Origin of the sequence: Rhodopseudomonas palustris (assembly GCF_003031265.1) — a bacterium.
Taxonomy (GTDB): Bacteria; Pseudomonadota; Alphaproteobacteria; order Rhizobiales; family Xanthobacteraceae; genus Rhodopseudomonas; species Rhodopseudomonas palustris_H.
On record NZ_CP019966.1, the window covers coordinates 3,414,999 to 3,428,265 of the forward strand.

Sequence of the window (13,267 nt, forward strand, 5' to 3'; positions counted from 1 at the left end):
ACAAGCGGGGAAACATCCGCAGTCAATCAGCTATCCATACAAAGGGGGAAGTGATGAGAGGAGTGTTCTCGCACGCCATCGCTGCTGCGTTGGTGAGTGCGGCGTTGATCCTGCCGGCGTCGGCCCAGTCCGGCGACAAAACCGCCAAGATCGGCGTACTTAACGACATGTCGAGCCTGTACGCCGACATCGGCGGCCCGAACTCAGTGGTGGCCGCCAAGATGGCGATCGCTGATTCAGGGCTCGAAGCGAAGGGCTGGAAGATCGAACTGGTCTCCGGCGATCACCAGAACAAACCTGACGTCGGCGTCAACCTGGCGCGGCAGTGGATCGATGTCGACAAGGTCGACCTGATCACCGACACGCCGAACTCGGGCGTCGCGCTCGCGATCAGCAATCTGGTCAAAGAGAAGAACAGCATCCTGATGAACTCGGGCGGCGCCAGCGCCGACCTGACCGGTAAGGCGTGCAACGCCAATACCATCTCGATGACTTACGACACCTACATGCTGGCGCACGGCACGGGTCAGGCCCTGACCAAGGCCGGCGGTGATACCTGGTTCTTCCTCACCGCCGACTACGCGTTCGGCGCCGCGCTCGAGCGCGACACCACTGCGGTCATCAAGGCCAATGGCGGCAAGGTGGTCGGCAGCGTCAAGCATCCGCTGAACACCCCGGACTTCTCGTCGTTCCTGCTGCAGGCGCAGGCGTCGAAGGCCAAGGTGATCGGCCTCGCCAATGCCGGCGGCGACACTACCAACTCGATCAAGCAGGCCGCAGAGTTCGGCATCACCGCGGGTGGTCAGAAGCTGGCCGCGCTGCTGCTGTTCATCAACGACGTGCACTCGCTCGGGCTGAAGACGGCGCAAGGCCTGACCTTCACCGAGTCCTACTATTGGGACCTCAACGACAACACCCGTGCGTTCGCGGACCGCTTCCAGAAGCAGGCCAAGAACAACGCCAAGCCGTCGATGACTCAGGCCGGCGTGTATGCCGCGGTGCTGCACTATCTGAAGACGCTGGAAGCGATGGGCGGCAACCCGCATGACGGCGCCAAGGTCGTCGCCAAGATGAAGGAAATCCCGGCGGACGATCTGCCGTTCGGCAAATCGGTGATCCGCGCCGACGGCCGCCGCATGGTGCCGGCGTTCCTGTTCGAAGTGAAGTCACCGGCCGAATCCAAGGGCCCGTGGGACTACTACAAGAAGGTCGCCGACATCTCCGCCGAAGACGCTGCGCGTCCGCTGGCGGACAGCGAGTGCCCGCTGGTCAAGAAGTAAGCCGACGATCCATCGTCCGTTCAGCTTTCAGGCGCCGCTTGCGGCGCCTGTTTGCTGTCGGGCGCGGGCGATGCGAGGGCCACGATCACCACCGACACCACCAGCAGCGCACCGGCGACCAGGAACGGCGCGCCTGGCAGATGCAGCGGTGCGCCGCCATCGATGAAATACGCGAAGATCATCGTGAACACGAACGGGCCGATCAGTTCGGCGACGCTCTTGACGCTGGTAGTGGCGCCCTGCAACTGGCCCTGCTGCGACGGCGAGACCAGCCGGGTCATCATCCCCGAGGTTGCCGGCCCGGCGATGCCCCATAGCGTCATCACCGGAATGCCGATCCAGAACAGCGTCCCACTCGGCGCCAGCGCATAGATCAGAAAGCCGAGCGCGCCGCCGCCATAGCCGATGATCTGCGCATTGCGCTCGCCGAGCAGCTTCACCGCGGGGCCGACCAGACCGCCTTGCACGATGGTGGTGCAGACGCCGACGAACGCCAACGCCAGCCCGATCGTGGTCTGATCCCAGCCGTAGCGATAGCCGGTGTAGAGCACGAAGGTTGCCGGTAGCGCGACGTGCGCCACCTCGGCACAGAACTCGACGACGGCGAGCGCAGCCAGCCGCGCGTTCGAACTCAGCAGCCGCACCGCCCCGATCGGATTGGCGGACTTCCAGCGGAACGGCGAGCGCCGATCGCGCGGCAACGACTCCGGCAGCACGAACAGCCCGTACAGCGCATTCGCCAGGCTCAGCCCCGCCGCCACCCAGAACGGCAGCCGCGGATCGACGCCACCGAGCAGACCACCGATCGCCGGGCCGAAGGTGAAGCCGAGCCCGAACGCGGCACCGACCATGCCGAACACCGCCGCACGTTTCTCCGCGGGCGTCACGTCGGCGATGTAGGCGAACGAGGTAGAGATGCTCGCCGAGGTGATGCCCGAAAGTACCCGGCCAACGAACAACCACCACAGCGACGGCGCCAGCGCCATCAGGATATAATCGAGGCCGAGCCCGACATTCGACAGCAGGATCACCGGCCGCCGGCCGAAGCGATCCGACAGCCCGCCAAGGATCGGCGAAGCGAACAACTGCATCAGCGCCCAGGCGGTGCCGAACAGACCGTAGATCCGCGCCGCATCCGCGGTGTTGTCGTTGGAGAAGCTCTCGATCAGCTTCGGCAGGATCGGCAGGATCATGCCGACGCTGAGCATGTCGAGCGCGATGGTGATGAAGATGAAGCCGACGGCGGCGCGGCGCGGCCCGGTCATGCCGGGCACCGGCGGCTGCTGCGCTGAGGCTTCCTCGGTCATGACTTGCGTTTACGCTTGTGCGCGAACGGATTGGCCTTCTCGCGCAGCGTGATCCGCACCGGCGTGCCGGGCAGTTCAAACGCGCCGCGCAGACTGTTCACGAGATAGCGCAAATACGATTCCGGCACCGCATCAGCGCGCGAACAGAACACCACGAAGCTCGGCGGCCGCGCCTTGGTCTGGGTGACGTAGTTCAGCTTCAGGCGGCGGCCCGAGACCGCCGGCGGCGGGTTCTGCGAAGTCGCCTGCTCGAACCAGCGGTTCAGCGCCGCGGTCGGCACACGCCTGTTCCACACCGCATAGGCATCCTGGATCGCCTGCATCAGGCGGTCGACGCCCTCGCCCAGCATGCCGGAGGTCGCGACGATCGGCACGCCCTTGATCTGCGGCAGCCAGTGGTCGGCATCGGCGCGAAGCTGCGCGATCTGGCCGCCCTGGCGCTCGATCAGGTCCCACTTGTTGACGGCGATCACCAGGGCCCTGCCCTCGCGCTCGACGAGGTCGGCGATCCGCAGGTCCTGCTCCTCGAAGCGGTGCTGCGCATCCATCATCAGCACCACGACTTCGGCAAACCGCACCGCGCGCAGCGCATCCGCAACCGACAGCTTCTCCAGCTTCTCTTCGATCCGCGAGCGGCGGCGCAGCCCGGCAGTATCGAACACGCGGAAGTCGCGGCCCTTCCATTCAACCTCGACGGCGATCGAGTCGCGGGTGGTGCCGGCTTCGGGGCTGGTCAGCAGCCGCTCCTCGCCGAGCAGCCGGTTGATGAAGGTCGACTTGCCGGCGTTGGGACGGCCGACGATCGCCACCCGGATCGGCCGCGTCGCGATCGCCTCTTCGCTCTGGTCGGCGAGTTCGTCGTCCTCCTCGTCCTCGACCGGCTCCGGCAGCAACGGACGCAGTGCGTCGTAGAGTTCGCCCAGGCCCTCGCCGTGCTCGGCGGAGATCTGCACCGGGTCGCCGAGGCCGAGCGCGTAGGACTCCATCGCGCCGACCTCGCCGTGCTTGCCTTCGCTCTTGTTGGCGACCAGCACCACCGGCTTGTTGGCGCGGCGGGCGAAGTCGGCAAAGGCGCGGTCGTTCGGGGTCAGACCGGCGCGGGCGTCGATCACAAACAGCAGCGCATCGGCAAGCTCGATCGCGGTCTCGGTCTGCTCCTGCATCCGGGCGGTGAGCGAGCCCTTCGGCCCCTCGTCGAGGCCGGCGGTGTCGATCAGCGTGAAGCTGAGATCGCCGAGCCGGCCTTCGCCTTCACGGCGGTCACGGGTCACGCCGGGCGCGTCGTCGACCAGCGCCAGCTTTTGGCCGACGAGGCGATTGAACAGCGTCGATTTGCCGACGTTGGGCCGGCCGATAATTGCGAGGGTGAAAGACATGGCTGATCCGTCGCCGAGAAGCGGCGGCCTGTCAATGTCGCTCGGGTCAGACCTTCGAGGCCGGAGCCTGAATTAGCGCTGGAAGCTGCCGCTCGGCAGCGGCGCCGGGAAGGAAGGAGCTGTTCCGGAGGATTGCGACTGCGCCGGCGCCGGCGCGGAGGACTGATCGTCGGCCGGCGGGGTGGTGACGCGGCGACGCGACTGCTTGGCCGGCTTCGGCGCCGGCGGCACGGCGGCGGCGCCGCCCTCTTCCTCGGCGGCCGGTTCGGCGGCGGCCTCAGCGGCCGGCGCGGCCGGGCGGCGCGCCGAGGAATTGTGCCGGCTCTTGGAACGAGCGGTGGACTTCGGCTTCTCTTCAACCGGCGCTGGCGCGGCCTCGGCGGCGGCCTGCTGGCGCTGCTGCTGCTCGACCTCGTCTTTGTACAGGCTCTTCGGCACGCCCTGCTCGAGGCCCGGCACGCCTTCCGGAAACACCGGCTTCCGATCGCCGGCGAGCTTCTTCTTCTGATCCAGGAAGTCGAACATGTCGGTCGGATCGAAGCTGCTCATGCTGCCACAGCCGGCCAGAGCGCTGGACAGCGCGACCAGCACGGCGAGTGGAATCAGGCGGTGCGACAGGCGCATGGATTATCTCTCACAATCTTTGGTGTCGCGGTCGCTCGAACGACGTCAGCTCTTGGTCGCGGTGGGCGGCAGCAGCGCCTGCAGCACATCGGACCGGCTGCGCAGGCTGCCGGGGGTTTCGGCGTCGGTGGTGATCTTGTCGATCCACTGCCGGGTCGCCGCCACGTTGTTGGCCCGCCACGCCGCCAGCGCCAGCAGTTCGCGCGCGGTATGACGGAAGGCTCCGTTGCCGGACGCCACCGGCTCGAGGCGCTGCACCAGATCGTTGTAGCTCGCGGTCTCCAGCACCAGGTTGGCGGCGCGGATGCTGGCGAGTTCACGGAACGGTGCCGCGAGGCTGCGATCGGCTGCGATCTCGTCGTAGCGCTTCACCGCGGCTTGCGGATCTCGCGCGCCGATCTCGGCCGCGGCCCGCAGCCGCGCCAGCGTGCGATAGCCGGCAGGCGCCGACGCCGCGATCTTGTCGAACGCAGCCTCCGCCTCGGTGTGCTTGTTCTGCTCGGCAAGGTCCGCAGCGGCGACGAACGCCGCGCCGGCTTCAGCCGCCTTCTTGGCCTCGTAATATTCATAGCCGCGCCAGGCGCCGACCCCGACCACGATCAGGAGCGCCCCGCCGACGATAACGATCGAGTACTTGTCCCACAGCCTCTTGAGCCGCTCGCGACGCAGCTCCTCGTCGACTTCGTTAAATAATTCAGACACTTGGAGATTCTTCCTGTCCCGACAGCGCAACAGCCCAACAGGGCCGCCGCTAGCCCATCCCTCGCCGCCGCGCGGGCGATACCCTAGCGTTATGGCGCTGGCAAGGCAAAGCGAGCCGGATCAAGGGGATACCTCGACCGGCGCGCACGCCCTGGCGATCGCCTCACGCCTTCGACTTCATCCCATAAACATGCTCAGGCCCGGGGAACGCCCGCGAACGGACCTCCTCGGCATAGCCCTTGATCGCCGCCTCGATGCCGGGGCCGAGGTCGCCATAGCGCTTGACGAATTTCGGCGGCTTCGGCGACAGGCCGAGCATGTCTTCGAGCACCAAGACCTGACCATCGCAGGCGGCGCTGGCGCCGATGCCGATGGTCGGGATCGAAATCATCTCGGTGATCTTGCGACCGAGCGGCTCGGCGACAGCTTCCACCACCACCGAGAACGCGCCGGCCTCGGCGACCGCCTTTGCGTCGGCCTCGATCGGCGCCCAGCTGCCCTCCTCGCGGCCCTGTGCGCGGAACGAGCCCAGCGTGTTGATCGACTGCGGCGTCAGACCAATGTGGCCCATCACCGGAATGCCGCGCTCGGTGAGGAACCTGATCGTCTCCGCCATCCGCACGCCGCCTTCGAGCTTCACGGCGCCGCAGTGCGTCTCCTTGAGAATCCGCGCAGCAGAGTGGAAGGCCTGCTCCTTCGACGCTTCATACGAACCGAACGGCATGTCGACCACGACCAGCGCGTGCTGCGAACCGCGCATCACCGCATGGCCCTGCAGGATCATCATCTCGAGCGTCACCGGAACGGTGGTCTCGAAGCCGTGCATCACGTTGCCGAGCGAGTCCCCGACCAGAATGGCGTCGCAGTAACGATCGACCAGCGAGGCGGTGTGTGCGTGATACGAGGTCAGCATCACGATCGGATCACCGCCCTTGCGCGCGCGGATGTCGGGAGCGGTCTTCCGCCGGATCGTCGATTGAACAGACATGCTTAGGCTCCGAACACGGACACGCCGATAACGTAGGGATGGAAGACGAAGGCGAGCGCCAGATACAGCACGACGCCGGCCACGATGGCGATGACGTCGTTCTTGACGCCGCCGACCGGGATCGGCGGACCGCCGGCGTCGCTGCGCCGCTTCAGCGAAATACGGTCAAACACCGCCCAAGCGAGCAACGAACCGAACAGGATGATCGAGCCGAGATCACCGTTCGCGATCAGGTGGCCGACCGCCCACAGCTTCACCGCAGTCAGCATCGGATGCTTCACCGCCGCGTAGATACGGCCGCGCGAATACGCCGCAGCCAGCAGGATCGCCATCGGCAGCATCAAGAGCGCGGTGAGATGCTTGGTCCAATGCGGCGGATACCAGACGTCGATCCAGCCGTGCGCGCGATAGGATCCGAAACCGTAAGCGATCAGAGCCAGGCCGCTGAGCGCCACCACCGCATAGGCGAGCTTGTAGACCGCCTCGCCGCCGATCCCGATCAGGCGGCTGCGCAGATCGCGCTGGGTGGTGACGACATGGGTGCCGATGAACAGCACCAGGCCGACGATCATCAACGCAAGTCCCATCGCGTCACTCCTGTCTCGGCCGGCGCATGCGGCGGTTTGCGCACCGGCCAATTCCACCTATGGTCCGCGCCGTCGCACGGCCTGCCGCAGCGCGGCGCCATGCGGGCGAAATCCGGGTATCATTCTTTACGGGACCGATGCAAATGCTGGGACACCTCCTCCGCCGGACCCTGCCGCCGACGCTCGCGATGCTCGGCATCGCGGCGTGCGCAGTCAGCAGCGCGGCCGCGGCGCAGCCGACCGCGTGGCCGCCGAAGACCGTGCGGATTGTAGTGCCGTTTGCCGCGGGATCGACGCCAGATCTTGTCGGCCGGGTGCTTGCCGACCAGCTTCATACGCAGCACCCGGGCTCCACCTTCGTGATCGAAAACAAGCCCGGCGCCTCGGGCAATATCGGCACCGATGCGGTGGCCAAGGCGGCCCCGGATGGCGCCACGCTCGGCATCTCGATCCCCGGACCGCTCGCCATCAACACGCTGCTGTTTCCGAAGCTACCCTACGATCCGGAGCGCGACCTTGCACCGGTGACGCTGCTGACACGGATGCCGAGCGTGCTCGCCGTGCCGGCGACCGCAGGCATCGGCAGCGTCGCTGAGTTTCTCGCCAAGGTGAAAAGCGACAAAAGCGGCTTCGCCTACGCGTCGATCGGCGCCGGCTCGCTGTCGCAGCTATGCATGGAAGCGATCGCGCAGAAGGCCGGCGCCGCGATGGTGCACATCCCCTACGCCGGCTCGCCGAACGCGATGACTGCGCTGATGCGCGGCGACGTCCAGGCTGCATGCCTGCCGGCGATCTCGGTCGCGCCGCAGCAGGGGGCGGGAACTGTGAAGATCCTGGCGGTGACCACGCCGGAGCGCTCCCCGTTTCTGCCCGACGTGCCGACGCTGAAGGAGAGCGGCATCGACGTGCAGTCAGACGCCTGGAACGCGCTGATCGCGCCGGCCGGCACCTCACCCGAACTGATCGCGGCGATCCACGGCGCGGTCGAAGTGGCGCTCGCCGATCCGGCCGTCATTACGAAGCTGAAAACGCAGATGATGATGCCCGAGGCCTCGACGCCCGAGGCGCTGCGCCAGAAGATCACCGACGAGAAGCGGAGCTGGGCGGACGTGATCCGCGCGGCAGGCATCAAGGTGCAATAAGATCCGGCGGCGGCTGACGCACCGCCGCCGTCTCGCTGCCGAAGGGGTTACTTGTAGTAGCCGACCGCGCAGGTCTGGTCGCCGATCTTGGTGACGAAGCTGACCTTCTGCACCGGATCGGTCTGGCCCGGGCGCGGCCACATATAGGCGACTTCCTTGACCTCGCCTTCCTTGGCGGTGGCGTAGATCTCTTCGCCCAGCGGCTTGCCGGTCTTGTCCTTGAGATCCTTGAGACTCTTGCCGGTCAGGGTCGGGTGCGCGGTGAACAGGCCGTCCGGCCCGCCGCAGAACGGATACAGGTCGCGATCCTTGAAACCGCCCTCGCCCTTGGCAAACTCGGCGAGCGCCTTGGCCTTATCGGCCTTCACCGCAGCAGCGGCCTTGGTGAGCATCGCCTTGGCTTCGTCGGCCGTGCCGAACTCGCCGGCAAACGCGGCCGAGGCAGCAAACACGCTGGCGCCGGCGACGAGACATAATACTGATTTGAGTTTCATGGGCATCTCCTCCTTTGAAAGCTCCCTTTGTGGAGCATGAGGAGAAGATATCCGCGGTCAGTTGCGGCGGTCAGCGCGACTTAGGACGAACCATAAGGCGATACCAAGCGCCGCATTCCGTCAGCGGAAGCGAGCGATCCATCAGTGCGAGGAGATCCAGGCGCGGGCTTCGCGCTGGGCAACCGCGATCTCGTCGGCCGACATCAGCTCGGCCAGCTCGCGGCGATACGCGATCGCGTCGGCCCGGCCCTTCAGCGCGGCGAGGTTGAACCACTTGTGAGCGGCGATCAGATCGACCGGCGCGCCGCGGCCCGAGGCGAACAGCAGGCCGAGGTCGAACAGCGCATCGGGGTTCTCCCCGGCTTCGATCGGCATCGCGGTTTCGATATTCAGATGTCCCTGCAGCATCTTTGATCTCCATCTTTCGCCGCCGAACCGAGGGCGGCTCCTGTCCTCTGTTTGTCGTCCCCACCGCCGTGACCCGGCGTGTTATGGGGCAATCATGGCCGATCAAATTTGAAGAGCAGTTTAAGCGTTGCACTGAACGATTTCTGAACGCGCCGCGGCACTCCTCGCGAGGCATTTTAAGAAATGCCTGTGCCGCAATGGTTTTTCGAATTCGGTGAGAGACGGTTTACCCTCCGGTTTGGCGAACCGATAACCATCGCCGCAACCGCCTGGGGAAACGACACGTCGGGCCGCGGGCGCAAATGGCTGCCGCGGGCTGATCGAACTCGGTGGATGTGGAGGGATGGAACTGGATAAGCCGGACCGTGCCGGCGCGGGGCGATGGGCCCCACAAACAACGAGGGCGTCGGCGAACACGTCAGGTTCAGATCTCACACGCGGCTCGCCGCCCATGAAACTGCGGACCTTGCGTCCGCACCGTTCGAAGAAAAACCGTTTCTTCTACCGGGCTCTTCGGCGGCTGGTGATCCCTGCCGCTATCGGATCCGGTCGTCTGACCTGATGTCTCGCCGACACCCTCTCGTCGACTAGGACCTCGCTCGTGTCGCGGTGCGAAGAGCCTGTCCAGTGACGCGGCCGGCAGTGATGCTGCCGGCACCCGCTCGAAAGCGAGCTTACTTCTTCTTGGCGGCCTTCTTGGCGACCTTCTTGGTGGTCTTCTTCGCGGTCTTCTTCACCGCGCTCTTCGCGGTCTTCGCCTTCTTCGGCGCCGCTTTCTTGGTCGCCGCCTTCTTCGCTGCTTTCTTGGCCATGTTGCCCTCCGATAAGTGAGATGGCTTGATTGCTGCTGCGTGCACTCGGGAATCGAGATGCACTAATTCCCGAATACACCAACGCTTTGAAAAAAACAGTGTCCCGCTTAAGGAAGAGTTGATGGGAGTTGTCCCTCGCGCACAGGCGGTCTTAGCGAACGAGGCGTCGGAAGATCGCTCGCGCGAACCGAGTTATGCGCGAAAAACCTGCATCGGCACTTGTCAAGATCGCAGGAAACGCCTGTGCCGCAGCGATTTCATCAACTCACAAATCGAGCTAACTAACTACTTTGCAAAACCGGGCGGAGCGCCGAGTCGGTCGCGCGAGGCCGTCTGCGGACTCTGAGTCGCAATCTTTGGCAATGAAAAAATTTTCAGGCGCGATGCCGCACCGGAGCGTCCAAACGCTCCGGCACAGGGGTTTTCTGCACGAGAAGATGCGGCTGATTCGCGAGCGCCACCGCCGTCGCGGGCGCACGAAACGTCGTCGCGGCGGTTCGCGCGCGACGACGAAGGTCGTTCGTCAGAGGCCGAGCTTGCGCTTCAGCAGGTCGTTGACCGCCTGCGGATTGGCCTTGCCGCCGGAAGATTTCATCACCTGGCCGACGAACCAGCCGAGCATCGCGGGCTTGGCGACGACTTGTGCCACCTTATCTGGATTGGCGGCGACGATATCGTCGACCACTTTCTCGATCGCCGACAGATCGGTGACTTGCTTCATGCCGCGCTGTTCCACCAGCGTGCGCGGATCACCGCCTTCGGTCCAGACGATCTCGAACAGCTCCTTGGCAATCTTGCCCGAGATGGTGCCCTCGCCGATCAGCTCGACGATCGCAGCGAGCTGTGCCGCCGACACCGGCGACGCATCGATCGACTGACCGTCCTTGTTGAGGCGGCCGAACAGCTCGTTGATCACCCAGTTGGCGGCGAGCTTGCCGTCGCGGTCCTGATCCTTCAACTGCGCCAGCACCGCCTCGTAGAACTCGGCGCTCTCGCGCTCGCTGACCAGCACGCCTGCGTCTTCGACCGAGAGGCCGAAGTCGCGGACGAACCGCTCCTTCTTGGCGTCCGGCAATTCCGGCAGGCCGGCCTTCAGATCGTCGACATAGGCCTGGGTGAATTCCAGCGGCAGCAGATCCGGATCGGGGAAGTAGCGATAGTCGTGCGCCTCTTCCTTCGACCGCATCGACCGGGTCTCGCCCTTGTTGGCGTCGAACAGACGGGTCTCCTGGTCGATCGTTCCGCCGTCTTCCAGAATGCCGATCTGGCGGCGCGCTTCGTATTCGATCGCCTGACCGATGAAGCGGATCGAGTTGACGTTCTTGATCTCGCAGCGGGTGCCGTAAGGCTCGCCGGGACGGCGCACCGAGACGTTGACGTCGGCGCGCAGGCTGCCCTTCTCCATGTCGCCGTCGCAGGTGCCGAGATAGCGCAGGATCGTGCGCAGCTTCGACACGTAAGCCTTGGCCTGCTCGGACGAGCGGATGTCCGGCTTGGAGACGATCTCCATCAGCGCGACGCCGGAGCGGTTGAGATCGACGAATGTCGAAGTCGGATGCTGGTCGTGCAGCAGCTTGCCGGCGTCCTGCTCGAGATGCAGCCGCTCGATGCCGACGGTGATGCTGTCGCCGTCCGGCAGGTCGACCACCACCTCACCCTCACCGACAATCGGCGATTTGTATTGGCTGATCTGGTAGCCCTGCGGCAGGTCCGGATAGAAATAGTTCTTCCGGTCGAACACCGAGCGCAGATGGATCTTGGCGTTCAGCCCGAGCCCGGAGCGGATCGCCTGGCGCACGCACTCCTCGTTGATCACCGGCAGCATACCGGGCATCGCGGCGTCGACCAGCGACACGTGGGTGTTCTGATCGCCGCCGAACGCGGTGGCCGCGCCGGAGAACAGCTTGGCGTTGGAAGAGACCTGGGCGTGGATCTCCAGCCCGATCACGACTTCCCAATCGCCGGTGGCGCCCTTGATGAGCTTCGAAGGTTTGACAGGTGCGTTCATAAGCCGGTTTCTACTCCGCTCCGGGCGCGGAGAAAACCCCTGCAACCGGCGCAAGGCGCGCGCCAGCGCGGCCGAACGCCCGGCCGGCGACGGTCTTACAGGCTGGCCGCGAAGGCGCGGAAGACCGGGCTCTGCCGCAACACGTCGCGGCCGGCGGAGATCAGCTCGTCGACCTGCTGGGGCGGTAGCACGAAACGCGTGGCGATCCGCTCCAGCGCCGCAGCCCGCTGTGTCTCGAGTTGATCGAACGCCAGACGGCCGACGAAGAACCGCAGGTCTCGGCAGTCCCAGCCGGGGCCGGCGCCGTAGCGCGCGCGGTCCGCTGCCGACAGGCTGCAGCGCCAGCGCACCAATTTGTCGCGCCAATCCGAAATCGTGCGATCGAACGCCGTGTAGCTGGCGCCGACGCTGGCATCCATCGTGGTGTCGACCGCGGCCTTGATCAGCTCGACGCCGCTCGGACCTTCGATGGTGTCGACCCAGTTGCCCGAGATGCCGGTCTTGGCGTCGACCACCAACATCATCAGCCGCCGCAGCTTGACCGCCTGCTGCGGGGTCAGCGGACCGTACGGCGTCTCAGAGGACTCGCGCGCGATCGTCAGCGCCGAGACGCCGTAATTGTCGACCAGCCCGCCGTCGAGCAGCTTGATGAAGGGCACCGCGCCCTCGCGATAGCGCAGCACCGCCTTGGCGTAAGAGCTCAGCATCGGCGACGAGTTACCCTCGGTCGCGGCGCGCCGGACCCAGCGCGGCAGCGGCGTATTGCAGGCGCCCGGGAACGCCTGGACCACCGCCGGAGCAAATGCGAGCGGCACCGCCGCCGAGGCCGCGACCGCGTTCGACAGCGGATAGGCGTCGAGGTCGCTGCAGATGGCGGAGAACGCCGTGCTGTTGAACACGAACGGCACGCGATTGTAGATATCGGAGGCGTTGATCCACACTGTCGGCCGGTCGCCGCCGCGCAGCTGCGCGAAGGTCGCGCCCTCGAACAGATGCGCGTCGAGCCACCGGGTGAACCCGACGGAGTCGTTGATGCCGCCGGTGAACGCCTTGCCGATGGTGTTGAGCGACAGCGTGGTCTGGAGCTCCTCCTCCGCATTGCGCAGCAGGAAGCGCTCGCGGAAGTCGCCGAGCGCCGCGCGCCCCTTCAGTCCGAAATAGGCGGCAGTCACCGACCCGCCGGAGACTCCTGAAACGAAGCCGACACGGTCGAGCATCGCCGAACGCGCACCATGCAGCGGCAGGCGCTCCATCTCCGACAACACGCCGAACGAGAATGCCGCCGCCCGTGTGCCGCCGCCCGAGAACGAGAGGCCGATGATGGCGTCTTCGCTGCGCGTACCGACGTCCGACGCAACCTTGTCGGCGACCACTCCTTCGATCGGCACGTTGACCGGCGTGTTGTAAACCGAGGCACAGCCGGCAAGGACGAGGCAGGCTGCGGCTGCGGACAGGAGACGATCTCTCCACGGCTTCATCGAGAGGACACCGGTTGAAAGGGCGGCAAGTTTGCTGCTGCGGACCATCGACTGCAAAGGT

The 13,267-nt window shown here is 65.7% G+C and carries 13 protein-coding genes; 2 read left to right on the forward strand and 11 right to left on the reverse strand.

The window, feature by feature from the left end; genetic code table 11:
- Positions 1 to 53: 53 nt before the first annotated feature.
- Positions 54 to 1,280, forward strand: coding sequence for an ABC transporter substrate-binding protein (locus tag RPPS3_RS15920; protein WP_107344955.1), 1,227 nt, complete (start codon positions 54 to 56; stop codon positions 1,278 to 1,280).
- A 20-nt stretch (positions 1,281 to 1,300) separates the two neighbouring features.
- Here the strand turns inward: RPPS3_RS15920 and RPPS3_RS15925 are convergent, their stop codons facing one another.
- The 6 genes from RPPS3_RS15925 to RPPS3_RS15950 form a co-directional block, all read right to left on the reverse strand.
- The gene (locus RPPS3_RS15925) at positions 1,301 to 2,587 is read right to left on the reverse strand and encodes a TCR/Tet family MFS transporter (protein ID WP_107344956.1); all 1,287 of its coding nucleotides are present in this window, start codon (positions 2,585 to 2,587) and stop codon (positions 1,301 to 1,303) included.
- Positions 2,584 to 3,963 (reverse strand): ribosome biogenesis GTPase Der, encoded by a 1,380-nt coding sequence (der, locus tag RPPS3_RS15930; RefSeq protein WP_107344957.1) that lies wholly within the window; start codon positions 3,961 to 3,963, stop codon positions 2,584 to 2,586. The genes RPPS3_RS15925 and der overlap by 4 nt, the downstream gene beginning before the upstream one ends.
- A gap of 72 nt (positions 3,964 to 4,035) precedes the next feature.
- Positions 4,036 to 4,587 carry a hypothetical protein gene (locus RPPS3_RS15935; protein WP_107344958.1) on the reverse strand — a complete coding sequence of 184 codons (552 nt, stop codon included), beginning with the start codon at positions 4,585 to 4,587 and terminating at the stop codon, positions 4,036 to 4,038.
- A 45-nt stretch (positions 4,588 to 4,632) separates the two neighbouring features.
- Entirely contained in the window at positions 4,633 to 5,289 is a 657-nt protein-coding gene (locus RPPS3_RS15940) for a tetratricopeptide repeat protein (RefSeq protein WP_107344959.1), read from the reverse strand.
- 163 nt (positions 5,290 to 5,452) lie between these two features.
- On the reverse strand, positions 5,453 to 6,277 hold the full coding sequence (panB, locus tag RPPS3_RS15945; RefSeq protein WP_107344960.1) for a 3-methyl-2-oxobutanoate hydroxymethyltransferase: 825 nt from the start codon (positions 6,275 to 6,277) through the stop codon (positions 5,453 to 5,455).
- Positions 6,278 to 6,279: 2 nt separating this feature from the next.
- Positions 6,280 to 6,864, reverse strand: coding sequence for an NnrU family protein (locus RPPS3_RS15950; protein ID WP_107344961.1), 585 nt, complete (start codon positions 6,862 to 6,864; stop codon positions 6,280 to 6,282).
- Positions 6,865 to 7,007: 143 nt separating this feature from the next.
- Here RPPS3_RS15950 and RPPS3_RS15955 point away from each other — a divergent pair, with 143 nt between their 5' ends.
- A complete protein-coding gene (locus RPPS3_RS15955) occupies positions 7,008 to 8,006 on the forward strand; it encodes a Bug family tripartite tricarboxylate transporter substrate binding protein (protein WP_107344962.1) in 999 nt (332 codons plus the stop codon).
- A 47-nt stretch (positions 8,007 to 8,053) separates the two neighbouring features.
- On the opposite strand, the gene RPPS3_RS15960 is transcribed toward RPPS3_RS15955, so the two are convergent.
- The 5 genes from RPPS3_RS15960 to RPPS3_RS15980 all read right to left on the reverse strand — a co-directional run bounded on the left by RPPS3_RS15960 (position 8,054) and on the right by RPPS3_RS15980 (position 13,206).
- On the reverse strand, positions 8,054 to 8,500 hold the full coding sequence (locus RPPS3_RS15960; protein WP_107344963.1) for a cache domain-containing protein: 447 nt from the start codon (positions 8,498 to 8,500) through the stop codon (positions 8,054 to 8,056).
- Between the two features lie 141 nt (positions 8,501 to 8,641).
- Complete coding sequence (locus RPPS3_RS15965; protein ID WP_107344964.1) at positions 8,642 to 8,908, reverse strand: sel1 repeat family protein; 267 nt, start codon at positions 8,906 to 8,908, stop codon at positions 8,642 to 8,644.
- Between the two features lie 674 nt (positions 8,909 to 9,582).
- On the reverse strand, positions 9,583 to 9,720 hold the full coding sequence (locus RPPS3_RS15970; RefSeq protein WP_012496544.1) for a hypothetical protein: 138 nt from the start codon (positions 9,718 to 9,720) through the stop codon (positions 9,583 to 9,585).
- 523 nt (positions 9,721 to 10,243) lie between these two features.
- On the reverse strand, positions 10,244 to 11,728 hold the full coding sequence (gatB, locus tag RPPS3_RS15975) for an Asp-tRNA(Asn)/Glu-tRNA(Gln) amidotransferase subunit GatB (RefSeq protein WP_107344965.1): 1,485 nt from the start codon (positions 11,726 to 11,728) through the stop codon (positions 10,244 to 10,246).
- A gap of 95 nt (positions 11,729 to 11,823) precedes the next feature.
- Positions 11,824 to 13,206: a patatin-like phospholipase family protein gene (locus RPPS3_RS15980; RefSeq protein WP_107344966.1), complete on the reverse strand. Its 1,383-nt coding sequence runs from the start codon at positions 13,204 to 13,206 to the stop codon at positions 11,824 to 11,826.
- Positions 13,207 to 13,267: the final 61 nt, after the last annotated feature.